Consider the following 26,371-nt stretch of genomic DNA (forward strand, 5'->3'; position numbering starts at 1 on the left):
GGATTCGGCGAGCCAGGACCTCGATCGCAAGCGACCTCAGATCGGAACCGATCAGATGACTCCTCGGACCACCAGCGCATTCGACCTTCCCGACCATCTCTCGCCCAAGGCCGACACGGCGCTGATCGCCCGCGACGAGCAGCACTTCGCGGCCATCGCGGAGAGCCTCGAGCAGTTGTTCGCCGACCTGTCCGACCGTCTCGACGCCGCGCGCAAGGCGCCTGGCGGCAAAGGCCGGCAGGCGGTGGACCGGGACATGGAGGTCCGCCGGCTGGCCGCCCGCCTGCGCGCACTGCGTCGCTTCGGGCTGGACCTCTGCATCGGACGCATGGTCAGCGCGGACAACCCCGAGCCCGTGTACGTCGGACGGCGTGGCCTCACCGACAGCACGGGTCGCCGGCTGTTGCTCGACTGGCGCTCCCCCGCGGCCGAGCCGTTCTTCGGAGCGACCCACGCCAATCCGATGGGTCTGGCGAGCCGCCGCAGGTACCGCTGGACCCGCGGCCGCATCAACGACTACTGGGACGAGGTGTTCACCCCGGACGGGTTGGAAGGGCACGCCGCGCTGGACGACCAGTCCGCCTTCATCGCCAGCCTGGGCGGCAGCCGGTCGAGCCGGATGCGGGACGTGCTCGGCACGATCCAAGCCGACCAGGACGCCATCATCCGCGCGGGATCCCGCGGCGCGCTCGTCGTCGACGGCGGTCCGGGCACCGGCAAGACGGTCGTCGCGCTGCACCGCACCGCCTACCTCCGCTACGCCGACCCGCGCCTCGGTCACCGCCGGGGCGGCGTGCTGTTCGTCGGTCCGCACCAGCCCTACCTCGCGTACGTCTCCGACGTCCTGCCCAGCCTCGGCGAGGAGGACGTGCAGACCTGCACCCTGCGGGATCTCGTGCCCAGGGGCGCCGCGGCAACCGTCGAAGCCGACCCGGAGGTGGCCCGCCTGAAGTCGTCCGCGGACCTGGTGAAGGCGATCGAGACGGCCGTCAGGTTCTACGAGGAGCCGCCGGCCAAGGGCATGACGGTCACGGTCGGCGAGTCCGACGTCTGGCTGAGCGCCGACGAGTGGGCCGAGGCGTTCGAGGCGCCGGGCCCCGGTACCCCGCACAACGAGGCGCGTGACGAGATCTGGGAGGAGCTGCTGACGATCCTGACGGACAAGTACGACGGCGACGAGCCGGACGAGCTGGTCCGCAGGTCGTTGCAGCAGAACAGGGAACTGCTCACGACCCTCAACCGTGCCTGGCCACTGCTCGAAGCGACCGACATCGTCGCAGACCTGTGGTCGGTACCCGCCTACCTACGCAGGTGCGCTCCCTGGCTCAGCCCGGATGACGTGCGGAAGTTGCAGCGCGCGGACGCCCAGGCGTGGACGGTGTCCGACCTGCCGCTCCTGGACGCGGCACGGCAGCGGCTCGGCGACCCGGAGGCCTCCCGGCGCAACAGGCGGCACGACGCCATCGTCGCCGTCGAACGGGAGCGCAGGGCCACGGTCATCGACGAGCTGATCGAGGCTCATGCCTATGACGACGGCGAGGGTGTGCTGTCGAGCCTGCGCCAACTCGATCTCCAGGATGCCCTGGTCGAGGACGAGGCGACACTGCCCAGCACCGAGCCGGACCGGCTCGCCGGCCCGTTCGCGCACATCGTCGTGGACGAGGCGCAGGAACTGACCGACGCGGAATGGCAGATGTTGCTGCTCCGCTGCCCGTCCCGGAGCTTCACCATCGTCGGGGACCGGGCTCAGGCCCGGCACGGGTTCACGGAGTCTTGGCAGGAACGGCTCGAGCGGATCGGGCTCGACCGGATCAACCTGGCCTCGCTGAGCATCAACTACCGGACGCCGAAGGAGGTCATGGCGGAGGCCGAGCCGGTCATCCGGGCCGTACTCCCGGACGCCAACGTGCCGACCTCCATCCGCAGCAGCGACATTCCCGTCGTACACGGATCCGTCTCTGACCTGAGCCCGATCCTCGACGCCTGGCTCGCCGCGCACAGCGACGGGATCGCGTGCGTCATCGGCGATCCCACGTTCCAGGCGACGTCCCGCGTCCGGTCGCTGACCCCGGAACTGTCCAAGGGGCTCGAGTTCGACCTGGTCGTCCTCGTCGACCCCGAGTCGTTCGGCGAAGGGATCGAAGGAGCGGTCGACCGCTACGTGGCGATGACCCGAGCGACCCAGCAACTCGTCGTCCTGAACCCCTGAGCCGCGAGGCAGTGGCGGACCCGCCGCGGGGAACCGCGTTGCCGGCCGGACTGCCGGCTGCAAGGCTTCGACGATGATCGACAAGCCTGGCGTCGACGAGCGGTTGCTGGCGGCGGAGGTGGCCGCCGCCTGGGCCGTGGACATCGCCGGTCTCGTCTTCATGCCGGTGGGGCTCGACGGGCACGCATGGGCGTACCGGGTGGACACGTCCGACGGCGAGCGCTACTTCCTGAAGATGCGACGCGGCGAGTTCACCCGGGCGGCCGTCCTGCTGCCCGGTTTTCTCCGAGCGCAAGGCGTCCGGCAGGTCGTAGCGCCGATCGACCTGCCGGACGGCGGAGCCAGTCGCGGGTTCGGGGACTACCGGCTGCTGCTCTACCCGTTCCACAACGGCGGCAGCCTGTGGGGCCGCGGCCTCACCGACCGCCAGTGGATCGAGTACGGCGAGTTCCTGGGTCGGCTGCATGCGGCCACGCCGAGGGCCGACATCGCCGCGGTCCTGCCGGTCGAGACCTACCGATCGAGCGCGGGCGAGCGGCTGCAGACTCTCGGCGGGCAGGCTGCGGCGAGCGAGGCCCTCGGCGCCTTCTGGGACCGGTACGGCGCCGCGCTGCATCGGTTGTCGGAAACGGTGGACAACCTCGCCTCCCGCGTGACGCACGGTCGACACGTCATCTGCCACGCCGACATCCACCCCGGCAACCTGATCGCTGACGGCGACGGTCCGCTGCACGTCGTGGACTGGGATGCGCCGATCCTCGCGCCGCGCGAGCGGGACCTGATGTTCGTCTACAGCCAAGACTTCGGCGACCACCCGATCAACGCGCACCGCGCCGAACTCTTCCGCCGAGGCTATGGGCCGCTGGAACCGGACCAGACCATGCTGAGCTACTACCGCAGCGAGCGGCACCTCGACGACGCCGCCGTCTTCTTAGGCAGCATCCTCGACTCCGCAGCCAGTCCAGAATCTCGAGTCAACGACCTGCACTGGCTGACCCGCATCGCCGAGACCGTCGCCGACCCCAGCTACGCGGCCTGAGCCTCTCGCAGCCAGCGAGCACGGCGGATCACGTTGATAGAGGTACGCGCCCTGGTGGCTGAAGCGCGGGAGCGCTGCAAGCGGCTGCGTAGTGCGACAGCACGCAACGACCGGGCGTACGTAGCCTGAAACGGCACCAGTCGCGCCCTCCGTCAGGGGTCACGCGGGGGATACCGAACCCGGCCGAGTGTCGATAGTGTCCACCGGTCGCACACCGCCCGTTCATCTGGAGGACTCCGTCATGAGGTTCGGACTTCCGTGGCTGCCCCGAACGGTGGCCACCGCGCTGCTTCTTCTCGGAGGGGTCGGCGTGCCCGCAACGTCCGCCTCGGCGGCGCCGGCGGGTCCGGACCTCACTGTCGACCTGGCCGGCGGGACGATTCCGCTAGGGGTCACGAAGAAGACGCTGCACCTGAAGCTCAGCAACCGGGGCGACGCGACCCCGGCCCGGGTCGTCGTCCGGGTCGACGCGTCGGAGCTGGACAAGTTCGATTTCAAGATTTCGCTCTGGCCGACCGGCGGGCTGGCTGAGTGCGACGGCGATGTCTCCGGCTGGTACTGCGACCTGCTGCCGGATCGGCTTCCAGGGCCGGGCGAGACGGTGGAGCTTCCCGTCGTCGCCACCGTCCAGACCCGAGAGCCCCTCGCAGGCCGGATCAAGGTGACGGTCGATGTCAAGCCGGTCGACACGAATCCGGCCGACAACACGAAGTGGTTCCCGATCGAGGTGGTGGATCACCCCGAAGCCGACCTTTCGGTGGTGGCGCCGGACGTGACGCAGTCGGTGCGGGTCGCTGCCGACGGCAGCCTCGCATCCACCGGCACGTTGAATCCGGGCGAGACGGGCGCGGTGCGCTACACGATCGCCAACCAGGGGCGGAAGCCGGTCGATGGCGTCAAGGTCGAACTGCGCGCGCCCACGGGCGCGACGTTCACCAGCCCGCCGGATGGATGCGTCCTCAGTGACGCCGGGCGTGCGGCGGTCTGCACCTACGACCGGCTGGCCCTCGTTCCTGTCGACCAGGACACCGACCCGAACGACCAGCTCCACTCCGCCGTCGAGCTGTACCACCTGGTGACGGTGCCGGCCGCGACGAAGGCGCCGGTCACGTTGCGGAACGGGACCGTCCGGGTCGAGGGCCTGAGCAACCCGCGGTCGGACCTCTCCAGCCCGGCGCGGAGCGACCTTCCCACGAACGCCGTCGCCGTTCGGGCGGCCGACGTGGACGACAGCGACAACCAGGACGGGTTCGCGGTCGTGGTGGCCGCGAACAGCAGCGGCGGAGGTAATGGCGGCAGCCCCGGTGACGGTGGCGGCGCTGGTGGTGGCGGCAGCTTGCCGATCACCGGGCCTCAGGCCGGGCTGACCGCCGGGGCCGGCCTCGCCATGCTGGTGGGTGGCGGCCTGATGCTGCTCCTGGCCCGCCGACGCCGGGCCATCCGGTGACCCTCGACGGGTGACCGCTGTCGGCGGTGCGCAGATGGCCCTCCGATCGTGCGGTCCGCGACGGACGCGATGCTCCGCAGCTGGCGCTGCCTTCAAAAGTTCCCGGGATGATGTCGGATCGCTGCACAGCCATTCGTAGAACGAGTGTGCGGCGGCCGGGCCGCCGGATACGAGGAGTCGGGTAAGGCCCTCGTCCGGGGAACTGCGAGGAGACGACAGTGACGGAGTACCTGATCACCTTCAACGACGAGTGGGTGCCCGACCACACGGCGGAGGAACTGCGCGAGAAGGCCACGGCCGTCCGGGTTGTGATTGAGGAGATGCAGGCTGACGATGTCCTGATCTTCACCAACGGCGGGCTCGACCGGTCCACCGCAATGTGCAGTGTCGAGCCGGTTGACGGCAAGCCGATCTTCACCGACGGTCCGTACGTCGAGTCCAAGGAGCACCTCGGCGGCTTCGTGGTCGTTGACGTGCCTGACGACGCGGCGGCGCGGTACTGGGCCGGCAGGCTCGCGACGGTGCTCGACTGGCCGCAGGAGGTGCACCGGTTCCGCGGTCCCGGGCAGGCCCGGCGTAGCGGCTCTGGACAGAAGTGAGCAGGGTGCCCAGGTACGCGCTGTCCGTCTACGGACCGGCCGAGCGCACCGAGCTCGGCTGCCGTTGACCTGCACGCCCTGTCGTCTCGCGTCTGCCCATGACCGGGCCAGCCGGCAGGCTTGGCTGTACGAATGGCTGTACAGCCAAGCCTGCGTGGCCGCCGAATCCCGTTGGGGCCTACCTCAGGTAGCCGCGCTCATCCATGACGTAGGTCGGCTCCCCGAGGAACGTGTCGACCGGAACCTGACCGTGAGCGACATTCAGAGTGTCGAGCCGGTACGACCAGTCGCCGGTGCAGCACCCTACGAACCGGTAGTTGATTTGCCAGCGCAGCCACTCGCCGGGCTTCAGGAGCAGAACCGGCGGTCGGCGATGGCGCCGCGGCATCCCCCGCGATGACGCATCGAGCTGCACCCGAAGCCGCCCATCGACCTGGCGCAGCTGCACGCCGTCAACGGGCAGCGCCAGCTGCGTAGTGGAGTGCGGTCGGAACTCGTCGGACTCGCCTTGGAGGACTTCGTGTACGAGTGGTGCCGTCTCGGTAGGCAACCGAAAGGCAACCGGTGCCGCATTCCGCTTCGCCGCGGCCGTGCCGCCCCGAAACTGCTTCGTCCACGACGTCCGCACCCACTGCACTACCGGCTCCATGCGGGCAATCTTCGGGACTCGACAGGCATCAGGCAACGGGAAAGCGATCCCCCAGCGCTGGCCTTGGGGATGGCGGTCGGATCGGCCCGGCTCGCCGTTCACCCTAAATCTCGGCAATAAGGGCAGGTTCCAGAGGTGCTGGTGGCGTCCAGAGGACTTGAACCCCTAAGCCGCGAGCGCCTTTCGCATTGGGTGGAATCGGGCTCATCGACGCCCCGACCTCGGCCGGCGCTGTCAGTGCCTCTCGACGCTTCACAGCGCTTGCGGTGCTCAGGTGTACTGGCGTTGCACTAGTTGATCTTCGTGAAGCGTCCGCTGTCGCGGTCACGCCGACCCGGATCCTTTGCGGGAGTACCCGAGAGCGTCATACAGCCAGTGATCGAAGTACCGGTCCAAGGCGGCGGCGTCCGCGAGGTCCAGAGCTAGCCACTCTTGCGCCGCACGGACCATCTCCAGACTCGCCTCCTCCTCTTCCTGAGGCTTGAGTTCAACCCAGTCAGTGAGCGCCGCCCATTGAAGGTAGAGATTGAGTCTCAGCGTGTCGTTGAGGTCTGTAGGTCCCAACTCACCCCAGAGGTCGACCGCAGCCTCGTAGGTACGGTTCGCCACCAGAACCTGCCGGAGCAACCGGTTGATGTCGTCCAGATCGAGCTCAGTGCCCTCGCGGTAGATGCTGGTCACGCTACGAGCCTTCCAGCCGACCCTCACCTTGCAAAGATCAAGACTGTTGCCGGCTGGTGTCGACCCTTGCCGTTGACCTGCTCGACTCGTCGACCACGGCCGCTCGTCACCTGTGCCTGTCTGCCGGCTTGGCTGTACGGATGGCTGTACAGCCACACGGTCGGGTTTGACATGATCACGACGTGCCCGACCCCGAGCCCGCCGCCGGCAGTCCGCCGCCGGAGCCGTCTGCGCCGACGGCGCGTAACGAACTGCCCACACTACTCGTGCTGCTGCTCGCCTCGGCCGTTCTGCTGGCGCTGTGTTTCGGCTGTGCCGCCTTCTGGCTGTACGACTAACTGGCCGTCCTCGCTGGGCCCGGAGCGTCAGTTTGGAAGAGCGTGCTCAAGCGGTCGTGATGCCCGAAACGCCTGCGGGCGACGGTCCGCCCGGTTGCGTCACGTGCCCGCTGATGCCCGCTGCGCACCACGCTTACTGGCCCACAGATGGCCCATGGTGGCCTTTGGCGGGTTCCTCCAAGTCGACGGCTTCCAGCCACCCATAGTCGTAGCCGAGGTCGTCTAAGCGACTCCGGAGCCAGTTGCGTTTGCGTCCTGACGAGACCCGCCACACGTATCGCAGCCCTTCCGCAGCCCGGTGCCGCCGTTCGGGCGCGAGGTATCCGGGCAGGTTGTGGCAGAGGTCAGCGAGTTCATTTATTCGGTCACATCGCTTGGCCAGTGCTTTTGTTGACTGGTCCGCGGTCAAGGGCGATGTCTGGGAACGAATCTCGATGAACGCCAGGTGTAGCAGCATCGCCACCGCATCCTGAGTGACTGCCTCTGGTGGCCCCTGCACAGACATGGGCGTTCCTCCTGGCGGACGGTATCAGTGCTGGCCGCCGGTCTGCCCCCATCTCCCGGATAGGTTCCAAGGACTGCGGCGGCCGGTCGGGGTCAAGGGTGGCCGTAGGCCATCGGCGTGCCGACGCGCAGCGCCCTTGACGCCGGGCGGGTGGCGTAGAGGATCGGCATCCGGGGGATGGGTCACGCCCTGGTCCTCGTCGTCATCGAACCGCGGGCGGTGCCCACGAGAGTTCAGGGGCAAGCAGCTCCGCTGCGCGGCAGCCGGTCGCCCCGACCTCGACGGGGAGCAGCCCAGAGATCGTCTCGCCTCAGTGCTCGTGGTGGTTCCGTCAGCGTGGCCGGCCGGCCCGGCCGATGCCGGCCGGAGGTCGCCCGCAGGCCGGGGCCGGGCCGGCGCGGCCCGCTTGCGGGCCGCCTTGATCTGATAGAGCGGAACTCGGCAACGCATACCGCCTAGGGCTATGTCTGGTCCCCCCACGTGCTTGACGAATCCGTCCCAGGACGTGCACGACAGCGGGCTTTGATGGCTCGACCAGCCCGGTGACGGTGGGTGACAGCCGAGCCTGGCATGATCGCTGCCAATTCCCTGGGTGTGCTGGTAGTGCTGGAGGATGTGTGCCATACCTGCCTGACCTGACCACGGTGTTGATCGACGGTGCTCGGATCACACAAGACGGCGTCGAGTACGTGATCAAGGCGCGTCCGGTTGGCATGGTGACGCTGCCGAGCGGTCAGGTTGTCGGTTGCGATCCGTTGATTGCCCCCGACACAGCGGCGCCGTTCACGGTCACGGTTGCGCCAGGTCGGTATCGGCTATACGCGTGGGTGGCGGCAGTCCGCCAGACCGGGAGTGAACCACAGGACCGCACCGCTGCTCTCCAACTCGTTGTCAGGGATCTACCGACGATGCGCTGGGAGCTGGCGCTGACCGACGGGCAGGAGCCCGTCGAGCTGGGAGCGGACGGGTTCTTCGGCTATCCGGTCGACGCGGGCGTGGGCACACCGGCAGACGCGGTGGCCGTGCGGGCGCTGGCCCGCTGGGAGTTCGACCAGGTGGACGAGGTCTTCATCCCGGCGCAGGTGCCGCCGGCACCTGCCGCTGTCGATGCCATTACAGACGAAGCGACCGGAGCGAACGTGATCATCGTTAGCTCCGGATGGGGCGACGGCCTCTACCCGACCTTCATCGGTTATGCCGCCGACGGCGAGGTAACCAGCTACGTCACTGACTTCCTGGTCATCCCGGACCAGACGGCAGAAGTCTGATTCAACCGCTGGAACGTCAACCGGCGCTTCGAGCAGCTGCGCGCGGCGGCCGGTCTGGACTGGCTGCATCTGCACGACCTGCGGCACGCCGTCGCCACGTTCCTGCTCGACCAGGGCGAGGAGCTGCGCACGGGGGTGGAAATGCTCGGGCACTCCACGATCCGAATGACGGCCGACACCTACGGCCACGTCCTGCCCGTGCGGGCTCGTCAGGCCGCCTCGGCCATCGATCGTGTGCTGGGCGAGGAGGGGACGGCGTGACCGCTTGGCTGTACAAATGGCTGTACTTGGAACCGAGATCAACCAAAGGAGGTGCTGGTGGAGCCCAGGGGACTCGAACCCCTAACCCCTGCCTTGCAAAGGCAGTGCTCTGCCAGTTGAGCTAGGGCCCCGAGGGCGGTCGGAGCCGCCGGGTGCTGGCCGTCGCCAGCGGGTGTCAGCGCAGGTCGGGCGCGGTGGTGGCCTCGTGCCAGAGGGCGCGCTCGTCGTTGGAGGCCTTGACCTTCTTGGCAACCACAGCGGCCACGCCGACGACGCCGACCAGGAACAGAAGCTTCTTGAACATGGGGCGACCCCTCGCGCTCGACTGCTGCCGTCGGAACGGTGTGCGGTGGGGCTAGCTGGAATCGAACCAGCGACCTCAGAGTTATCAGCTCTGCGCTCTAACCGACTGAGCTATAGCCCCGCGTGGCGACGAGCAAGGTTAACCCATCGCCTCGTCCGGCCCCAAATCGGGGTGGCCGTGGCGCTCGTGGCCCTCTGTGACCGTACCCGGAGCGGCCGCGTGGCGGCGACCTCTTTCCCCGGGGGGCCCCGCGCCGGCAGTCGATCCCCGTTTGCGGCGTGTCGGGGCGTCAGCCCGCCGGGACACCCCGACACGCCACAAACGGGGGACAGCAGCCGCGCCCCGGCGGAGATCGGGGCCAGACGCGCCGACGCCGGGGCTACCGCAACCGCGGTGGCCCCGGCGTCGACGTCAGATGTCAGTCGCGCTCGGCGAGCGTCAGCTCGATCCCGCCGACCAGGTCGGCGCAGACGTTGTAGACGAACGCGCCCAGCGTGGCGAGCGCCGTGAACAGGACGACGTTGACCAGGCCGATCAGCGCCGAGCTGAGGATCACGCCCCGGGCGGTGATCTGGAAGCCCCCGGTGCCCTGCCCGCCGGCGTTGACCAGGTCGGTCAGGCTCTCGTTGACGCTCTGGAAGACCCCCATCGCGTCCAGCGCCAGGTAGAGCACCGAGGTGGCGACCACGACGACGATGAAGAGCACCACCGAGACGGCGAACGCGAACTTCATCACGGACCACGGGTCGATCCGCTTGAGGTTCAGCCGGGCCCGGCGCGGTCCGCGGGACGCGGCCGAGCTGACCGAGCTGCGCGCGGCGCGTACCGCCTCACCCACCCGCGCGGCCCCGACGGCTGCGGCGCCGCCGACGCCCGGCGGAAGGCCGCCCCCGTTTGCGGGGCGGCCGGAGCCGGCCGGACGGCCGCCGTCGGGCGACGGCCTGGTCGGAGCGCCCACCTTCGGCTGGGTGCCGGTGCTGGACGGGGACGTGGCGGTGCCCGCCTTGATCGGCTGGGTGGTGGTGCTGGCGGCGACCGGGGCGCTGACCGGCATCGCCGCGGAGGTCGGCGCGTCGGTCGGCGTCTCGGCCTTTTCGCTCGCCCCCGAATCCTCCCCGGGCTTGTCCGGCGGCGGTGCCATACCGGGGGCCCGGGTGAACTTCGGGGCAGGCGCGTCGGCGGGGACGGTTGCCCGGCCCACGGCGGCCCGGCCGGCCGCCGTTGTGCCGCTCTTGGCGGCCTCCTCGTCGACCGGGGTGGCCGAGGGTCCCTTGTTCCCCGACTTCGCCTGTGTCTCCGTCATCAACTAGTCCTGTTCGTCAGGCTCGTCGGCATTGCGAGCAATCGCCACGATAGTCACGCCGTCCGGGAGGTCCATCAGCTTGACCCCCATTGTGTTCCGGTCACGCGTACGGCGTACAGGCTTCACCGGAGTCCGGATGACGCCGCCGTTGCTGGTGATCGCGAACAGTTCGTCCTCCGGGTCGATCACGACAGCGCCGACCAGACCACCGCGGCGCTCGGTGATCTTCGCAGTCAGCACGCCCTTACCTCCCCGGCCCTGGACCGGGTATTCCTCGATCGGGGTACGTTTCGCGTATCCCCCGTTCGTGGCCACCAGAACGTCCAGACCCTCCCGAACCACCTCCATGGCCAGCAGGACGTCGTCGTCGGTGAAGCGCATGCCGATGACGCCCGTGGTCGCCCGCCCCATCGGCCGCAACGCCTCGTCGCTGGCGTTGAACCGGATCGCCTGCGCCTTCTTCGACACCATCAGCAGGTCGTCGGAGGGCGCGACGAGGGCAGCACCGACCAGCTCGTCCTCATCGCGCAGGTTGATCGCGATGATGCCGCCGGAACGGTTGGAGTCGAACTCCTCGAGCCGCGTCTTCTTCACCAGGCCGTTCTTCGTGGCCAGTACCAGGTAGGGAGCCACCTGGTAGTTCGGGATTTCGATGATCTGCGCGATCTGCTCGTCCGGTTGGAAGGCGAGCAGGTTGGCCACGTGCTGGCCCTTGGCCACCCTACTGGCTTCCGGCAGTTCGTACGCCTTCGCCCGGTAGACGCGGCCCTTGTTCGTGAAGAACAGGATCCAGTCGTGGGTGGAGCATACGAAAAAGTGGCTCACGATGTCGTCCTGCCGCAGGGTCGCCCCGCTGACGCCCTTGCCGCCGCGCCGCTGGGAGCGGTACAGGTCGACCTTGGTCCGCTTGGCGTACCCGGTGCGGGTGATGGTGACCACCACGTCCTCGCGGGCGATCAGGTCCTCCATCGAGACCTCGCCGTCGAACGGCACGATCTTCGTACGCCGGTCGTCGCCCCACTTCGCGACGATCTCGCCGAGCTCCTCCGAGACGATCCGCCGCTGCCGCTCCGGCTTGGCGAGGATGTCCTTGAGGTCGGCGATCTCGATCTCGAGCTTGGTGAGGTCGTCGATGATCCGCTGCCGCTCCAGGGCGGCCAGGCGGCGCAGCTGCATGTCCAGGATCGCGGTCGCCTGGATCTCGTCGATCTCCAGCAGCCGGATCAGGCCCTGGCGGGCGTCGTCGACGGTGGGCGAGCGCCGGATCAGCGCGATCACCTCGTCGAGGGCGTCCAGCGCCTTGGCCAGACCGCGCAGGATGTGCGCCCGCTCCTCGGCCTTGCGCAGCCGGAAGGCGGTGCGCCGGCGGATCACGTCGATCTGGTGCTCGACGTAGTAGCGGATGAACTGGGCCAGGTTCAGCGTGCGCGGCACCCCGTCGACCAGGGCCAGCATGTTGGCGCCGAAGGTCTCCTGGAGCTGGGTGTGCTTGTAGAGGTTGTTCAGCACCACCTTGGCGACCGCGTCGCGCTTCAGCACGAGCACGATCCGCATGCCGGTACGCCCGGAGGACTCGTCGCGGATGTCGGCGATGCCGGCGAGCTTGCCCTCCTTGATCAGCTCGGCGATCCGCTCGGCCAGGTTGTCCGGGTTCACCTGGTAGGGCAGCTCGCTGACCACCAGGCAGGGGCGGCCGCGCTTGTCCTCCTCCACCTCGACCACGGCGCGCATCCGGATCGAGCCACGCCCGGTCCGGTACGCGTCCTGGATCGCCTGGGTGCCGACGATCAGGCCGTGGGTGGGGAAGTCCGGGCCCTTGACGATCTCCAGCAGCGCGTCGAGGGTGGTGGCCTCGTCCTCCTCCGGGTGCTCCAGGCACCACTGCACCGCCGCGCCGATCTCGCGCAGGTTGTGCGGAGGGATCTTGGTGGCCATGCCGACCGCGATGCCCTCGGAGCCGTTGACCAGCAGGTTGGGGATCCGCGACGGCAGGATGGTGGGCTCCTTGGCCCGGCCGTCGTAGTTGTCCTGGAGGTCGACGGTGTCCTCGTCGATGTCCCGCAGCATCTCCATGGCCAGCGGGTCGAGCTTGCACTCGGTGTACCGCATGGCGGCGGCCGGGTCGTTGCCCGGGGAGCCGAAGTTGCCGTTGCCGTCCACCAGCGGGTACCGCAGCGACCAGGGCTGCGCCATCCGGACCAGCGCGTCGTAGATCGCCGAGTCGCCGTGCGGGTGGAACTGACCCATCACGTCACCGACGACGCGCGAGCACTTCACGTAGCCGCGGTCCGGCCGGTAGCCGGAGTCGAACATGGCGTAGAGGATCTTGCGGTGGACCGGCTTGAGCCCGTCCCGGACGTCCGGCAGGGCCCGTCCGACGATGACGCTCATGGCGTAGTCGAGGTACGAGCGCTGCATCTCGACCTCGAGGCCGACCGGCTCGATCCGGTCGTGCGCCACGACCGCCGCAAGTGTCTCCGGGATCTCCGGCTCGTTCGGGGTGGACTCGGGAGTATCGGTCACTGTTAACCCTTATCAGACTCAGAGTCGTTTTCGTGCTGTGGATAACGGCTGTGGAAACCGGCCAAGCTGTGGATAACTCTGTGGACCGACGGGCCGGCCGGGGACTGCCCGGCCGACCCGTGCGGCACCGTCAGATGTCGAGGAACCGCACGTCCTTGGCGTTGCGCTGGATGAACGAGCGGCGCGCCTCGACGTCCTCACCCATCAGCACGCTGAACAGCTCGTCGGCCGTGGCGGCGTCGTCGAGCGTGACCTGGCGCAGCGTACGGGTGGCCGGGTTCATCGTGGTCTCCCACAGCTCGGGGTAGTTCATCTCACCGAGACCCTTGAACCGCTGGATGTCGTCCGGCCGGGCGTTGGGCTTCTTCTGCTGGCGCAGTGCGATCAGCCCGTCGCGCTCCCGGTCCGAGTACGCGTACTGCGCGTCGTCGCCCTTCTTGTTCCACTTGATCTTGTAGAGCGGCGGGGCGGCCAGGTAGACGTGCCCCAGCTCGACCAGCGGGCGCATGAAGCGGAAGAGCAGGGTGAGCAGCAGCGTCTGGATGTGCTGGCCGTCGACGTCGGCGTCGGCCATCAGCACCACCTTGTGGTACCGCAGCTTCTCCATGTCGAAGTCGTCATGGATGCCGGTGCCCAGCGCGGTGATCAGCGCCTGGACCTCGTTGTTCTTCAGCACCCGGTCGATCCGGGCCTTCTCCACGTTGAGGATCTTGCCGCGGATCGGCAGGATCGCCTGGGTCCGCGGGTCGCGCCCCTGCTTGGCCGAGCCACCGGCCGAGTCGCCCTCGACGATGAACACCTCGGACTCGCGCGGGTCGGTGGACTGGCAGTCGGCCAGCTTGCCCGGCATCGATCCGGATTCCAGCAGCGACTTGCGCCGGGCCAGCTTGCGCGCCTGCTGCGCGGCGATCCGGGCCCGGGCCGCCTGGGAGGCCTTCTGGATGATGATCTTCGCCTCGGCCGGGTTCCGGTCGAACCAGTCGACCAGCCACTCGTTGCAGACCCGCTGCACGAAGCTCTTCACCGGGGTGTTGCCCAGCTTGGTCTTCGTCTGGCCCTCGAACTGCGGGTTGGCCAGCTTGACCGAGATGATCGCCGCCAGGCCCTCGCGGATGTCCTCGCCGGAGAGCTTCTCGTCGCCCTTGAGCAGCTTCTTGTCCGCGCCGTAGCGGTTCACCACGCTGGTCAGCGCGGCCCGGAAGCCTTCCTCGTGGGTACCGCCCTCGTGGGTGTTGATGGTGTTGGCGAAGGTGTAGACCGACTCGCCGTACGACTCGTTCCACTGCATGGCGATCTCGACCGACATGCCCTCCTCCTCGGCCCCGAACTCGACCACCGTCTTGTGGATCGGGTTCTTCGAGGCGTTGAGGTGCCGGACGAAGTCGGCGATGCCGCCCTCGTAGAGGAAGGTCACCTCACGTTGCCGGCCGTCCTCCTCCTCGGCCACCCGCTCGTCGAGCAGGTGGATACGGAGGGCGCGGTTGAGGAACGCCATCTCCTGCAGGCGGCGGTAGATGGTCTGGAAGTCGAAGTCGACGGTCTCGAAGACGTCGGCGTCCGGCCAGAAGGAGACCGCCGAGCCGGTGCGGTCGGTGGTCTCCCCCTTCTCCAGCGGCGACGGCTTGGAGTTGGCGTACTGCTGCCGCCAGACGAAGCCGGACTTGTGGATCTCCACCGCCATCTTCGTGGAGAGGGCGTTGACCACCGAGACGCCGACGCCGTGCAGACCGCCGGAGACCGCGTACGCCTTGCCGTCGAACTTGCCGCCCGCGTGCAGCACGGTGAGCGCGACCTCGACACCCGGCTTCTTCAGCTTGGGGTGCAGGTCGACCGGGAAGCCACGGCCGTTGTCGGTGACCCGGACCCCGCCGTCGGCCAGCAGCACCACGTCGATGGTGTCGCAGTGGCCGGCCAGCGCCTCGTCCACGGCGTTGTCCACGACCTCCCACACGAGGTGGTGCAGACCGCGCTCGCCGGTCGACCCGATGTACATACCGGGCCGCTTGCGGACCGCCTCGAGCCCCTCGAGGACGGTGATCGACTCGGCGCTGTACTCCTGCTTGTCCTGCGCTGCCACCCTCGGCCACTTTCTCGCGCCGGCCGCGCCAGGGGGCGCGTCAGGCGCGGGTTCGGCGGACAGGACGCGACGTCGGCGCACGGACCGCCCCGGGAACTCCGGGTGACGGATCGCGTACGCCGGTCGCCGCGGTTGCCCGCGGATCGCGATCGGCTCGACCCGACGCAGGACTTTGACCAAGGGCCCCGGGGGCCCGTGTCCGTCGCTCCGCGTCCGGTCTTCGTCTCGTCGTCAATCCTACTGTGCGCGGACGACAGAGACGCCACTCGGCACCCCCTGCGCGGCGTCTGAGACCTCCGTAGCGGCCCGAATCGCGCTGTCCGCGACTCCCCCTACACGCCAAGGGGGGATCGGGGGCGGCACCGCCACGGAATCGGGCCGGGCCGGCGGCCGGTCGGGGGTCGCGCGCAGAGCGGCCGTACCGTAGCTTTGCGGCGCCACCGGTGCTGGTCTTGATCTTTTCCATCCGTAACCGGGACGATCGACCTGATCGATCCGACACGTGCTCACAAGGGGTGACGCCAGATGGGGCTGGACAACGTCGCGGTGCACTGGCCGCGGACCGGCCGCTTCTACGATCCGGTCGCGCCGGCCGAGTTCGTCGATTTCGGGGAGATCGTGGACATCCCGCGGATCTCCGCACCGACGGCCGCGCTCGCCGAACACATCGCCAAGACCGGCACGGTCCGGGCGACCGCCTACACCGAACTGGTCGACCTGATCCTCGGCCTGGAAAATGTGCTCTACGCCACGGACGCCGCCGCCGAGGACGAGGACCCGGTGATCGACCCGGACGGGTGCTCCTGGATCGCGGGCGGGGTGGAGAAGTTCGTCGCCCAGCACCGTCCCTTCGGCGAGACGGTCACCTTCGAGTCGGTCGGCGAGGTGCTCCGCTCGCTGATGGCCGACGGGCGCCTCGCCGAGCAGCAGCTGCGCTGGCTGGACACCCGGCTCGACGCGCTGCGCGACGAGAGCGGTGAGCCGCCGCAGTGGGACTTCACCTGCGCCGAACTGGGCGTGCTGGCCGCCTTCTACCGCCGCTGCGCGGACCGCGGCTTCGCCGTCTACGCCGACGCCTGATCCCGGCCCGCCCGGTCGACCTGGCCGGGCGGGTCGCTGTCGTCGTCCGGCGGTCGCCGGGCCGGTGCGCTGCCGGTCACGGCCCGGTTGGCCGCCCCGATCACCTCGGTCAGCATCGTGTGCAGCCGCAGCAGCTCCTCGACCGGCATACCGAGCCGCGCCACGATCGCCGGCGGGATCTGCTCGGCCCGGGCGCGCAGCGCCTGGCCGCCGGCGGTGAGCGTGACGGCGAGGCTCCGCTCGTCCGCCGCGTCCCGCTCCCGCCGCACGAGGCCCGCCGCCTCCAGTCGCTTGAGCAGCGGCGACAGTGTGCCGGGGTCGAGCTGGAGCAACCGGCTGAGCTCCCGGACCGACAGCGGCGCGTGCTGCCACAGGGCGAGCATCACCAGGTACTGCGGGTGGGTCAGCCCCATCGGCTCCAGCAACGGCCGGTAGACGGCGACCACCCCGCGCGCGGCGACGGAGAGCGCGAAACACACCTGCTGCTCCAGCGCCAGCGGATCCCCGTCCAGCTGGTCACGCACCGTTCGGCCTCCTTGCGGTCGTTGCTATCGTACCAATGGTTGGTACACCAATCGTTGGGGTACAAACGGGGTCACGGAGAGGTCGGGCGCGATGAGCGAGGCGGAGCGGCACCAGAAGGCCCCCGGCGAGGGCGGCCGGTTCTGGGCCTGGGCCTACAAGTACCTGGCCGGGCCGGCCGAGGGGGTGCCTGGCGCGGTGCAGGGCGGGTCGACGCAGGCCCGCGAGCTGTGGAAACAGGACCTCGAGCGGCGCAAGCAGTGGAGCCGTGAGCAGCGGGAGCGCAAGCGCGCCGAGCGCGCGGCCCGACGCGCCGAGCGGGACCGTCAGCCGTAGGTGTCGCGGGGGCCCCGGCCCCGCACCCGGCGCGGCCCCTTGGACCAGGACGGCGCCGCCGGGCCGTGGATGTGCAGCTTGCGCACCACGTTGTGGCCCACCTCGCCGGCGATCCGCTTGAGCAGCGAGCCGGCGAGCAGCCGCAGCTGGGTGGCCCAGGCGGTGGACCGCGCCTCCACGGTCAGCTCGCCGTCCTCCAGCTTGACCGGGCGGCTGTGCTGGGCGATCTCCGGCCCGACCACCTTCTCCCAGGCGCCGAAGACTGTCGCCTCGGCGGCCGGCTGCTGCCAGCCGCGCGCCTTCATCAGCCGTTCCAGCACCACCCCGAGTGGCTGCGGGTCGCGCGGGTCCGGGCCCGGCCCGGAGTAGCCCCGCAGCCGCCGCTCGCCGCCGTCGCCGGAGACCGCGCTCTTCCGCCGGCTCTTCGCCGTCTCCGCCCGCCGGGCCTTCGCCGCGTCCAGCACCGCCCGAGCCAGCTCCGGCCCGGCCGCGCCCGCCCCGGCCGCCGCGTCCGCACCGGCATCGGTCGGTCGCGCCCCGCCGACGGCCCCGGCCCCCGGCCCACCGGTCGCACCGGCCTTCCCGCCGGTTCCGGCGCCGCGGCCACCACGCGCGGCGTCCGCGCCGGCACCGGCCGCGTGGGCGGCGGCACCGCCCGCGTCGGTTCCAGCCTCCTGAGGGGTACGCGCACCGCGCCGGCCGCCCCCAGTGGCGCGGCTCGGCCCGCCCGTCCGGCGGACCGGCCGAGCGCCCTCGGCGCCGCGCTCCGGTTCAGTCGACACGACGTACCGTCCCCTCGCTGACCGCGTACCGGGTGCCGCGCAGCGCCGCGGGCACGTCGTCGTCGACCGCACAGGTCACCAGGAGCTGACCGGCCCCGCCGACCAGCTCCGCCAGGCGCTCCCGCCGGCCGGCGTCCAGCTCGGCGAAGACGTCGTCGAGCACCAGCACCGGCTCGATGCCGTCGGCGCGCAGCAGGTCGTACCCGGCCAGCCGCAGGGCCAGCGCGTACGACCAGGACTCGCCGTGGCTGGCGTACCCCTTGGCCGGCAGCGGCCCGAGGGTGAGGGTGAGTTCGTCCCGGTGCGGGCCGACCAGCGTCGTGCCGCGGTCGATCTCGCTGGACCGCGCCTCGGCGAGCGCGGCGGTCAACGCCTCGGCCAGCACGGCCCGGTCGGTGGTCGGCTCGGCCAGCTCCAGCGACGGCCGGTACGCGATCCCCGCCGCACCCCGCCCCGCCGCCACCGCGTCGTACGCCTTCGTCACGTGCGGGGCCAGCGCGGCGACCAGCTCCAGCCGGCCGGCCAGCAGCTCGGCGCCGTGCCGGGCCAGGTGGGTGTCCCAGACCGCCAGGGTGGACAGGTCCCCGCCGCGCGACCCACCCGTCTTGCGGGCCAGGTACGCGGTGCGCAGCAGGGCGTTGCGCTGCTTGACCACCCGCTCGTAGTCGGCGCGCACCCCGGCGTACCGGGGCTGCCGCAGGACCAGCAGATCGTCCAGGTAGCGGCGGCGCTCGGCCGGGTCGCCCCGGACGAGTTCCAGGTCCTCGGGGGCGAAGAGCACCAGCCGCAGCGCGCCGATCACGTCCCGGGCCCGCCGGGCCGGTGAGCGGCCGAGGCGGGCCCGGTTGGCCTTGCCGGGGACGATCTCCAGCTCGACCAGGAGTTCTCGCCCCTCGTGCACCACCGCGCAGCGGATCACCGCCGAGGTGGCGCCCATCCGGACGAGGGGGGCGTCCGTGGCGACCCGGTGCGAGTCCAGGGTCGCCACGTAGCCCAGCGCCTCGACCAGGTTGGTCTTGCCGACGCCGTTGGCGCCGATCAGGACGTTCGGCCCCGGCTCCAGGTCGACGCCGACCCGCTCGTACGAGCGGAAGTCGACCAGTTCGAGCCGGCGGACGTACACAGGCTGTGGATACCGATACCGGTCAGCGCTTGCGGACGGCGTGCCCGCCGAACTGCTGGCGCAGCGCGGCGACCGCCTTCATCGCGGGCGAGTCGTCCTGCCGGGAGGCGAACCGGGCGAAGAGCGAGGCGGTGATGACGTTCAGCGGCACGGCGAGCCGGACGGCCTCGTCGACCGTCCAGCGACCCTCACCGGTGTCCTCGGTGTAGCCGCTCAGCTCGGCCAGCTCCGGGTCCTCGTCGAGGGCCCGGTCGAGCAGGTCCAGCAGCCAGGAGCGGACCACGGTCCCCTCGCGCCACGACTTGAACACGCCCGGCACGTTGGTCACCAGCTCGGAGGCCGCCAGCAGCTCGTAGCCCTCGGCGTAGGCGTGCATCAGGCCGTACTCGATGCCGTTGTGCACCATCTTGGCGTAGTGACCGGCACCGACCGGGCCGGCGTGCACGAAGCCGAACTCGCCCTCCGGCTTGAGCGACTCGAAGATCGGCATCAGCCGCTCGACGTGCTCCTGGGCGCCGCCGACCATCAGGGCGTACCCGTTCTGCCGGCCCCAGACACCGCCGGAGACGCCGACGTCCAGGTAGCCGATGCCCTGCTCGGCGAGGCGCTCGGCGCGGGGGGCGTCGTCGCTGAAGCGCGAGTTCCCGCCGTCGATGATGATGTCGCCCTCGCCCAGCACGCCGGCGAGCTCGTCGATGGTCGCGTCGGTGACGCCGGCCGGGACCATCACCCAGACCGCGCGGGGCGACTCCAGCTTCTCGGCCAGCGCCGAAAGGCTCGCGACGTCGCTCAGCTCCGCGTTGTGGTCGAAGCCGACCACCTCGTGCCCGGCGGCGCGCAACCGTTCGCGCATGTTGCCGCCCATCCGGCCGAGTCCTACCAGGCCGAGCTGCATCTGCTCCTACCTCCGTGCGTCTGGATCTGTCGGGGCTGCGATCAGCGGGACACGCGGATCGGCATGATGAGGTACCGGTACCCCGGGACGACCTCGCCATCCTCCCCGGCGGGGGAAATCACCGCCGGCTTGAAGGCGTCGACGAACGCCAGCTGCGCGAACTGGGCGCCCAGGTTGGCCAGGCCGTCGATCAGGTACTGCGGGTTGAAGCCGATGGTCAGCGGCTCGCCGGTGAAGGTGGCCTCCATCGCCTCGCTGGCGCGCGCCTCCTCGGTGCCGCCCGCCTCGACCACCAGGCCGTCGGAGCTGAAGCTGAGCAGCACCGGCGTGGTCCGCTCGGCGACGAGGGCGACCCGCTTGACGACCTCGATCAGGGTGCTGACCGCCACCCGCGCCTCGGCGTTGTGGGTGGCCGGGAAGAGCGAGCGCACCGGCGGGTAGTTCGCCCCGTCGAGCAGCCGGCTGGTGGTGCGCCGGGTGCCGCCCGAGAAGCCGATCATGCCCTCACCGGCGCCGCCCTGGGAGAGCGCCATGGTGACCTGGCCGCCGAGCGGGCCGAGGGCCTTGGCGGTGTCGTGCAGGGTGCGCGCCGGCACCAGCGCGTTGATGCTGATCTCCGGGTCGTCCGGGTTCCACTCCATCTCGCGCAGGGCGAGGCGGTACCGGTCGGTGGCGAGCATCGCCAGCGTGCCGCCGGAGAGCTCCAGCCGGACGCCGGTCATCATCGGCAGCGTCTCGTCGCGCCCGGCGGCCACGGCCACCTGGGCGACGGCGGCGGCGAAGGCGGCCGCGTCGACGGTGCCGGCGCTCTCGGGCATCTCCGGCAGGGCCGGGTAGTCCTCCACCGGCATGGTCGGCAGGGTGAACCGGGCGCTGCCGCAGACCAGCTCCAGGTGGGCGCCGACCGCGGCGATGTCCACCGGCTTGGCCGGCAACGCCTTGGTGATCTCGGCGAGCAGACGGCCGGAGACGAGGGCGGCGCCGTCGGCGTCTCCCTGCACCTCGACGGTCACCTGGCTGGAGACCTCGTAGTCGAAGCCGGAGACCTGGAGGTTGCCGTCGGTGACCCGGAGCATCACCCCGGCGAGCACCGGTACGGACGGCCGGTTGGGCAGGCTCTTCGCGGTCCACGCCACCGCTTCGGCGAGCGCGTCGCGCTCCACTCGGAACTTCATCAATGCCTCCGCGTCGACGTCAGCGACAACTCTCTCATGCCGACCGCTGCCCACCGTCCCGCCCGACCGTGCGGGTACCCATCGCACCTTAGGGCGCGTGGGCATCGGCTGTGCGCCCGACCCCGTGCTTCCAGGTGCCGGGTGACTGCCGACGGCAGCATCCGGACCGATCCACAGGAAGTCCAACGGTGATGATTGGTTTTTGATTCTTCTTAGAAGAGATAACTCATCGTCTTCATCGCACCTGTGCAAACTGTGGAGAACCCGCGTCTGCCCAGGTCAGACAGGTTATCCACCGGTGGTTCGGCTGTGGAGAACCGGGGGGTAAACCGGTGTCGGAGTCCACAGGCCGACCGAACCCCCAGGTTGTCCACGGTTGTCCACCGGTTGTCCACGGGTAATCCACCGGGTTTCTCCCCAGTGCTGTGGACAGCGCCGACGGCCCTCGCCGGCGTCGTCCCCAGAACCTTCAACAGGCCGCCCACAGGTTGACCGTCGTCGGTGGACAACCCGACCGTCGTCCCCAGGCGTCCACAGCCCCGTCCCCAGGGTTTGTCCACAGTCTGTGGGTAACCGAGCCGGAACGGTGCGTGGTTTTCCACCGCCTGTGGAACAGGGGGTGTGGACAACCGGTGCGTCCTGTGGACGAACACGACACCGATCCTGGGCCCTCGACCCGGTGCAGGGTCAACCGGCGGCTCTCCACAGGCACGAAAAAACGCCCGACCGGTCTTCGGTCGGGCGCTTCCGCGCTGCGTCGGTGTGGCGTACGTCTAGGTGTTCTGCTTGATCCGGTTGGTCAGCTCGGCGATCTGGTTGTAGAGCGAGCGGCGCTCCGCCATCTGCTGGCGGATCTTCCGGTCGGCGTGCATCACCGTGGTGTGGTCCCGCCCGCCGAAGGCCTGCCCGATCCGGGGCAGCGACAGGTCGGTCAGCTCCCGGCACAGGTACATGGCGACCTGGCGGGCGTTGACCAGCACCCGGGACCGGGAGTGCCCGCGCAGATCCTCCAGGCTCACCCCGAAGTAGTCGGCGGTCGAGACCATGATCTGGTCGGCGGTGATCTCCGGCCCGGCGCCGTCCGGGATGAAGTCCCGCAGCACCTCCTCGGCCAGCGACAGCTCGACGTTCGACCGGGTGAGGCTGGCGAACGCCGTGACCCGGATGAGGGCACCCTCCAGCTCCCGGATCGAGTTCGACACCCGGGAGGCGATGAACTCCAGCACGTCCGGCGGGGCGTACAGCCGCTCCTGGGCCGCCTTCTTCTGCAGGATCGCGATCCGGGTCTCCAGGTCCGGCGGCTGGATGTCGGCGAGCAGACCCCACTCGAAGCGGGTCCGCAGCCGGTCCTCCAGCGTCGCCAGCTGCTTCGGCGAGCGGTCGGAGGTGATGACGATCTGCTTGTTGGCGTTGTGCAGCGTGTTGAAGGTGTGGAAGAACTCCTCCTGCGTCCGCTCGCGGTTCTCCAGGAACTGGATGTCGTCGATCAGCAGGATGTCGACGTCGCGGTAGCGCCGCTGGAACGCGCTGGTCTTGTCGTCGCGCAGCGAGTTGATGAAGTCGTTGGTGAACTCCTCGGTCGAGACGTACCTGACCGAGCGGGCGTTGCCCAACGTGGTGGCGTAGTGCCCGATGGCGTGCAGCAGGTGGGTCTTGCCCAGCCCGGAGCTGCCGTAGATGAACAGCGGGTTGTACGCCTTCGCCGGCGACTCGGCCACCGCCACGCTCGCCGCGTGGGCGAACCGGTTGGACGAGCCGATGACGAACGTCTCGAACATGTACTTCGGGTTGAGCCGGTTGCCGCCGCTCTCCGCGCCCCCGGGGCGGCGGTCGTCGCGCCCGCCGGGGCGGTGGTCGGGCCCGGCCCGTCCGGGGCCGCTGTCCGTACCGTTGTCGCGGGGCAGGCCGCGCGGACCGTGCGTGTCGCGCGGCGGCCGGGCGTCGCCCCGGTACGCGGGCTCGAAGCCCCGGCCGTCGGTCTCCGGCGCCTCCGGCAGAGCGCGCTCCTCGAAGCCGCGCCGGTCGTGGCCGGGACCGGCGCCCCGCAGCGGCTCGGCGAACGCCGCGCCGAAGAGGGTGTCCTGACCGCCGTCCCGGCTGGCCGGGATGCGTCCGGCGCGATGGCCGTCGTGCGCCGGCGGTGCGGTCGGTGGCGCCGCCTCGGCGGGCAGCTCCGGATAGTTCGGCGTCAGGTCGGGGAAGGCGGGCGGTGCGGCGGCGAAGTCGTCCGGGCCCCCGTCGAGCCCGAGCTGCGCCGGCTCCGGGGCGCTGCGATAGACGGTGCCGGCCGGGCGGCCGGCGGCGTCCTCGGCGACCCGCACGGTGACGGCGACCTGGATCGGCCGGCCCAGCCGGCGGGTGAGCGCCTCGGTGATGGCCGGGCGCAGGCGCGACTCGATCACGTCCCGGGTGAAGGCGTCCGGGACGGAGAGCAGTGCGGTGTCCTCGACGATCGCCCGCAGCCGGGTCAGCCGCAGGTACGCGCGCTGCTGCGCGGAGATGATCTCGTCGGCGAGTTCGTCCGTCGCCGCGGTCCACACCGCGGCAAGGTCGGTCGTACCGGCCACCGTCGTGCCACCCCCTCGCCTCTGCTCCCGGTCGCCGCTGTCGTCCAGTCGGCCGTTCCGGGCCCGCCACCGCGTTCGAGCGGGTGGTACCTCACCCCACCGGGCGGCTCGCCGACCGGCATCCACAAGTTATCCACAGCCTGTGTGTACCGACCGATTGTGCCGCCCGCCGTCTGCGGGTCGGACCTGCCCCCCTGGTCGGGCGGGACGTTGAGCGGGTTCACCGTGCCGAACGATTCACTGTCGTGTCCGGTCTTGCCTGCCAGCAACAACCCGGACTCCCGACGCTGACCGCAATCGGGCACGGTAACAGCGACGGCGGGGCACCATCAACCGCCGACGCTCCGGCCGGTTGTCGGCATCAGTGAAAAGCGCCGGTTCGGTCGTCCGGCCGCCCCTGCTCGTGCCCCCGGTGACCTGTTTGACGGTCATTGCCCCCCTGCGTAGGCTGGAGCGGCTGCTCTGTGGCCCTCTGCTAGGGTGATGGGTGCTTGCTGTCCGCGGTCGCATCCCCGCATCGCCGAGGTTCCGCTCCGCCGGGCAGCACCGATCGGAGGCCGCCGCCGAAGGTGGCCTGGACCACCACACGACCCCGGCGATCCCGCGCCGTGGACGTACGAAAACGGAGAGCCTGACGTGAGCAAGCGCACCTACCAGCCGAACAACCGCCGGCGCGCGAAGACCCACGGCTTCCGGCTGCGCATGCGCACCCGTGCCGGCCGTGCCATCCTCTCGACCCGCCGCGCCAAGGGCCGTACCCGCCTGTCGGCCTGAGCCGACCGGGTCCGGGCCGGGGGACGTGGGCAGTCGTGCTGACGGCCGCACAGCGACTGCGGCGCAGTAACGACTTCGCCGCAGCGGTCAGGGGTGGTCGACGGGCCGGACGAGGCGCCGTCGTCGTCCACCTGACCCTGCCGCCGACCCCGGAACCGACCGCGACAACCTCGCCGGAGCCGGCGCGGGCCAGTGGCACGGAGACGATCTCCGTGCCGACCCGCGCCGGCTTCGTCGTGTCCAAGGCCGTCGGTCCCGCGGTGGTCCGCAACAAGGTCCGGCGCCGGCTGCGGCACCTGGTCCGCGAGCGCCTGGCCGCGCTCCCCGAGGGGAGCACCCTGGTGGTACGCGCACTGCCCGCCGCGGCCGAGGCGACCTATCTCCGGCTCGGGGCCGACCTGGACGCGGCGATCACCGCCGCGCGGGCACCCCGGGGGCGGCGGTCCCGGTGAGCACCGGATCGGCCGGTTCGCGGCCTACCAGCATGGGTGCCCGAGTGCTGAGTGGCCCCATCATCGCGTACCGTCGTTGGATAAGCCCGGCGCTGCCGGCCCGCTGTCGGTTCTACCCGTCGTGCAGTGCGTACGCCCTGGAGGCGGTGGCCCGGCACGGCGCGCTCCGGGGAGCCGGCCTGACGGTCCTGCGCTTGTCGCGCTGCCACCCTTTCCACCCAGGTGGACATGACCCGGTGCCGGAGCCGGGCGGCCGCCGCCGTGCCGACGTGACTGGAGCCTGAGAATTGAGTCTCGACTGGATCTACTACGCGATCTCGTGGATCCTGCTGACCTGGCACTCGGCCTGGGACGCCATCGGGGTGCCGGTCAAGGCGGTGCTCGGCACGAACTGGGCCTGGATCCTCGCCATCATCTTCCTGGTGGTCACCGTCCGGGTGATCCTCTTCCCGGTCTTCGTCAAGCAGATCAAGTCGCAGCGGGCGATGCAGGCGCTCCAGCCCAAGGTCAAGGAGCTGCAGGAGAAGCACAAGGGTGACCGGGAGACGCTCCAGAAGGAGATGATGGAGCTCTACCGGAAGGAAAAGGCCAACCCGCTGATGGGCTGCCTTCCGATGTTCCTCCAGATCCCGGTCTTCCTCGGTCTCTTCCACGTGCTGCGCCGGCTCGACCCGGCGAAGGAGAACAAGACCCTCTACGGCTGGACCGTCGACCAGTTCCAGAGCGCCTCGCAGGCGAAGATCTTCACCGCCCCGATCGCCGGCAAGTTCGGCTCGACCGCCGACGAGCTGGCCCGCCTCGGTGCCAACGGCACCACCGTCAAGGTGATCGCCGGCATCCTGGTCCTGGTCATGATGGGCACCACCTACCTGACCAGCCGCCAGATGATCCTCAAGACCGGGTGGGCGGAGGACCCGCAGCAGCGGATGGTGCAGCGACTGATGCTCTACGGCATCCCCCTGTCGCTGCTGATCTCCGGCGCGATCTTCCCGATCGGTGTGATCATCTACTGGGTCACCAACAACCTCTTCACGCTCGGCCAGCAGCAGTGGGTGCTGCGCAAGTTCCCGCCGCTGGTGACCAACGTCAAGCCCGGCAGCACGACGCCCCGCAACCCCGTGCAGCCGGCGAAGACCGGTGGCTTCCTCAACCGCGCCAAGCCGGCCGCGCAGGTGCCGGCCAAGCCCGCCGCGCCGAAGGTCGCCGGGCCGAAGCCGGGTGCGAAGCCGGTCAACCCGAAGAAGAGCCGGCCCGCCAAGCGGCAGGGCTGACCCACCGGGCCGCCGTCGGGACCACCGGCGGCGGCCTTCCGGCACCGCGCAGCCGCCGTACGGCCGGCGCCGGGCCGGAACCGCCGCGCCTGGCGCGGTCACGGGCGAGACTGCCCGTACAGACGTGCCCGTGGGCACCGGCCATCTCCCGCCGGGCGCCCCGGGAAACCAGCGGACCCGACGGTCCGGCC

The 26,371-nt window shown here is 70.2% G+C and carries 23 protein-coding genes, 2 tRNA genes and 2 pseudogenes; 13 read left to right on the forward strand and 14 right to left on the reverse strand.

Annotated features, from left to right (window positions below; genetic code table 11):
- Positions 1 to 55 precede the first annotated feature (55 nt).
- From helR to ACSNN7_RS04860, 4 genes are all read left to right on the forward strand, one after another.
- Entirely contained in the window at positions 56 to 2,209 is a 2,154-nt protein-coding gene (gene helR / locus ACSNN7_RS04845) for an RNA polymerase recycling motor ATPase HelR (protein ID WP_436679428.1), read from the forward strand.
- A 73-nt stretch (positions 2,210 to 2,282) separates the two neighbouring features.
- Entirely contained in the window at positions 2,283 to 3,248 is a 966-nt protein-coding gene (locus tag ACSNN7_RS04850) for a phosphotransferase enzyme family protein (RefSeq protein WP_436679429.1), read from the forward strand.
- A gap of 274 nt (positions 3,249 to 3,522) precedes the next feature.
- A complete protein-coding gene (locus tag ACSNN7_RS04855; protein WP_436679430.1) occupies positions 3,523 to 4,695 on the forward strand; it encodes a hypothetical protein in 1,173 nt (390 codons plus the stop codon).
- Positions 4,696 to 4,913: 218 nt separating this feature from the next.
- Positions 4,914 to 5,294, forward strand: a complete 381-nt coding sequence (locus ACSNN7_RS04860) for a YciI family protein (protein ID WP_436679431.1) — start codon at positions 4,914 to 4,916, stop codon at positions 5,292 to 5,294.
- A gap of 178 nt (positions 5,295 to 5,472) precedes the next feature.
- Here the strand turns inward: ACSNN7_RS04860 and ACSNN7_RS04865 are convergent, their stop codons facing one another.
- On the reverse strand, positions 5,473 to 5,943 hold the full coding sequence (locus tag ACSNN7_RS04865) for a hypothetical protein (protein WP_436679432.1): 471 nt from the start codon (positions 5,941 to 5,943) through the stop codon (positions 5,473 to 5,475).
- A 324-nt stretch (positions 5,944 to 6,267) separates the two neighbouring features.
- Complete coding sequence (locus ACSNN7_RS04870; RefSeq protein WP_436679433.1) at positions 6,268 to 6,624, reverse strand: hypothetical protein; 357 nt, start codon at positions 6,622 to 6,624, stop codon at positions 6,268 to 6,270.
- 182 nt (positions 6,625 to 6,806) lie between these two features.
- Between ACSNN7_RS04870 and ACSNN7_RS04875 the strand changes: the two genes are divergently transcribed.
- The 3 genes and pseudogenes from ACSNN7_RS04875 to ACSNN7_RS04885 form a co-directional block, all read left to right on the forward strand.
- On the forward strand, positions 6,807 to 6,962 hold the full coding sequence (locus ACSNN7_RS04875; protein WP_436679434.1) for a hypothetical protein: 156 nt from the start codon (positions 6,807 to 6,809) through the stop codon (positions 6,960 to 6,962).
- A gap of 1,122 nt (positions 6,963 to 8,084) precedes the next feature.
- Positions 8,085 to 8,735 carry a DUF4241 domain-containing protein gene (locus ACSNN7_RS04880; RefSeq protein WP_436679435.1) on the forward strand — a complete coding sequence of 217 codons (651 nt, stop codon included), beginning with the start codon at positions 8,085 to 8,087 and terminating at the stop codon, positions 8,733 to 8,735.
- An 18-nt stretch (positions 8,736 to 8,753) separates the two neighbouring features.
- Positions 8,754 to 8,996, forward strand: a pseudogene (locus tag ACSNN7_RS04885) (tyrosine-type recombinase/integrase); the annotation flags it as partial.
- 55 nt (positions 8,997 to 9,051) lie between these two features.
- Here ACSNN7_RS04885 and ACSNN7_RS04890 read toward each other — a convergent pair.
- The 6 genes from ACSNN7_RS04890 to gyrB form a co-directional block, all read right to left on the reverse strand.
- Positions 9,052 to 9,127 (reverse strand) — tRNA-Ala (locus tag ACSNN7_RS04890).
- Positions 9,128 to 9,171: 44 nt separating this feature from the next.
- Positions 9,172 to 9,300, reverse strand: a complete 129-nt coding sequence (locus ACSNN7_RS04895; RefSeq protein ID WP_218105107.1) for a DLW-39 family protein — start codon at positions 9,298 to 9,300, stop codon at positions 9,172 to 9,174.
- A 46-nt stretch (positions 9,301 to 9,346) separates the two neighbouring features.
- Positions 9,347 to 9,420, reverse strand: a tRNA-Ile gene (locus ACSNN7_RS04900).
- A gap of 298 nt (positions 9,421 to 9,718) precedes the next feature.
- Positions 9,719 to 10,603, reverse strand: coding sequence for a DUF3566 domain-containing protein (locus tag ACSNN7_RS04905; RefSeq protein WP_436679436.1), 885 nt, complete (start codon positions 10,601 to 10,603; stop codon positions 9,719 to 9,721).
- Positions 10,604 to 10,606: 3 nt separating this feature from the next.
- Positions 10,607 to 13,126 carry a DNA gyrase subunit A gene (gene gyrA, locus ACSNN7_RS04910; RefSeq protein ID WP_436679437.1) on the reverse strand — a complete coding sequence of 840 codons (2,520 nt, stop codon included), beginning with the start codon at positions 13,124 to 13,126 and terminating at the stop codon, positions 10,607 to 10,609.
- Positions 13,127 to 13,256: 130 nt separating this feature from the next.
- Positions 13,257 to 15,203 (reverse strand): DNA topoisomerase (ATP-hydrolyzing) subunit B, encoded by a 1,947-nt coding sequence (gene gyrB / locus ACSNN7_RS04915; protein WP_436679438.1) that lies wholly within the window; start codon positions 15,201 to 15,203, stop codon positions 13,257 to 13,259.
- A gap of 525 nt (positions 15,204 to 15,728) precedes the next feature.
- Here gyrB and ACSNN7_RS04920 point away from each other — a divergent pair.
- Entirely contained in the window at positions 15,729 to 16,283 is a 555-nt protein-coding gene (locus ACSNN7_RS04920; RefSeq protein WP_436679439.1) for a hypothetical protein, read from the forward strand.
- Here ACSNN7_RS04920 and ACSNN7_RS04925 read toward each other — a convergent pair.
- Positions 16,268 to 16,807: a MarR family winged helix-turn-helix transcriptional regulator gene (locus ACSNN7_RS04925; RefSeq protein WP_436679440.1), complete on the reverse strand. Its 540-nt coding sequence runs from the start codon at positions 16,805 to 16,807 to the stop codon at positions 16,268 to 16,270. The two genes, ACSNN7_RS04920 and ACSNN7_RS04925, sit on opposite strands and share 16 nt — an antisense overlap.
- Before the next feature lie 91 nt (positions 16,808 to 16,898).
- Between ACSNN7_RS04925 and ACSNN7_RS04930 the strand changes: the two genes are divergently transcribed.
- Entirely contained in the window at positions 16,899 to 17,141 is a 243-nt protein-coding gene (locus tag ACSNN7_RS04930; RefSeq protein ID WP_436679441.1) for a hypothetical protein, read from the forward strand.
- On the opposite strand, the pseudogene ACSNN7_RS04935 reads toward ACSNN7_RS04930, so the two are convergent.
- The 5 genes and pseudogenes from ACSNN7_RS04935 to dnaA form a co-directional block, all read right to left on the reverse strand.
- Positions 17,132 to 17,698 (reverse strand): annotated as a pseudogene (locus ACSNN7_RS04935) (DUF721 domain-containing protein); the annotation flags it as partial. The gene ACSNN7_RS04930 and the pseudogene ACSNN7_RS04935 sit on opposite strands and share 10 nt — an antisense overlap.
- A 214-nt stretch (positions 17,699 to 17,912) precedes the next feature.
- Positions 17,913 to 19,046, reverse strand: a complete 1,134-nt coding sequence (gene recF / locus ACSNN7_RS04940; protein ID WP_436679442.1) for a DNA replication/repair protein RecF — start codon at positions 19,044 to 19,046, stop codon at positions 17,913 to 17,915.
- A gap of 22 nt (positions 19,047 to 19,068) precedes the next feature.
- On the reverse strand, positions 19,069 to 19,941 hold the full coding sequence (gnd, locus tag ACSNN7_RS04945; RefSeq protein ID WP_334453793.1) for a phosphogluconate dehydrogenase (NAD(+)-dependent, decarboxylating): 873 nt from the start codon (positions 19,939 to 19,941) through the stop codon (positions 19,069 to 19,071).
- A 41-nt stretch (positions 19,942 to 19,982) separates the two neighbouring features.
- Positions 19,983 to 21,116: a DNA polymerase III subunit beta gene (gene dnaN / locus ACSNN7_RS04950; RefSeq protein ID WP_436679443.1), complete on the reverse strand. Its 1,134-nt coding sequence runs from the start codon at positions 21,114 to 21,116 to the stop codon at positions 19,983 to 19,985.
- Positions 21,117 to 21,889: 773 nt separating this feature from the next.
- Positions 21,890 to 23,809 (reverse strand): chromosomal replication initiator protein DnaA, encoded by a 1,920-nt coding sequence (gene dnaA / locus ACSNN7_RS04955; protein WP_436679444.1) that lies wholly within the window; start codon positions 23,807 to 23,809, stop codon positions 21,890 to 21,892.
- A 510-nt stretch (positions 23,810 to 24,319) separates the two neighbouring features.
- On the opposite strand from dnaA, the gene rpmH reads away from it, so the two are divergent.
- Genes rpmH through yidC form a run of 4 tightly spaced genes read left to right on the forward strand, consistent with a single transcriptional unit; the run spans position 24,320 to position 26,180 of the window.
- Entirely contained in the window at positions 24,320 to 24,457 is a 138-nt protein-coding gene (gene rpmH, locus ACSNN7_RS04960) for a 50S ribosomal protein L34 (RefSeq protein ID WP_067300964.1), read from the forward strand.
- Positions 24,458 to 24,492: 35 nt separating this feature from the next.
- Positions 24,493 to 24,909, forward strand: a complete 417-nt coding sequence (gene rnpA, locus ACSNN7_RS04965) for a ribonuclease P protein component (protein WP_436679445.1) — start codon at positions 24,493 to 24,495, stop codon at positions 24,907 to 24,909.
- 32 nt (positions 24,910 to 24,941) lie between these two features.
- Positions 24,942 to 25,193, forward strand: a complete 252-nt coding sequence (gene yidD / locus ACSNN7_RS04970; RefSeq protein WP_436679446.1) for a membrane protein insertion efficiency factor YidD — start codon at positions 24,942 to 24,944, stop codon at positions 25,191 to 25,193.
- Between the two features lie 3 nt (positions 25,194 to 25,196).
- Complete coding sequence (gene yidC / locus ACSNN7_RS04975; RefSeq protein ID WP_436679447.1) at positions 25,197 to 26,180, forward strand: membrane protein insertase YidC; 984 nt, start codon at positions 25,197 to 25,199, stop codon at positions 26,178 to 26,180.
- The last annotated feature ends 191 nt before the right edge of the window (positions 26,181 to 26,371 follow it).

This window comes from Micromonospora sp. URMC 105, assembly GCF_051386295.1.
GTDB lineage: Bacteria > Actinomycetota > Actinomycetes > Mycobacteriales > Micromonosporaceae > Micromonospora.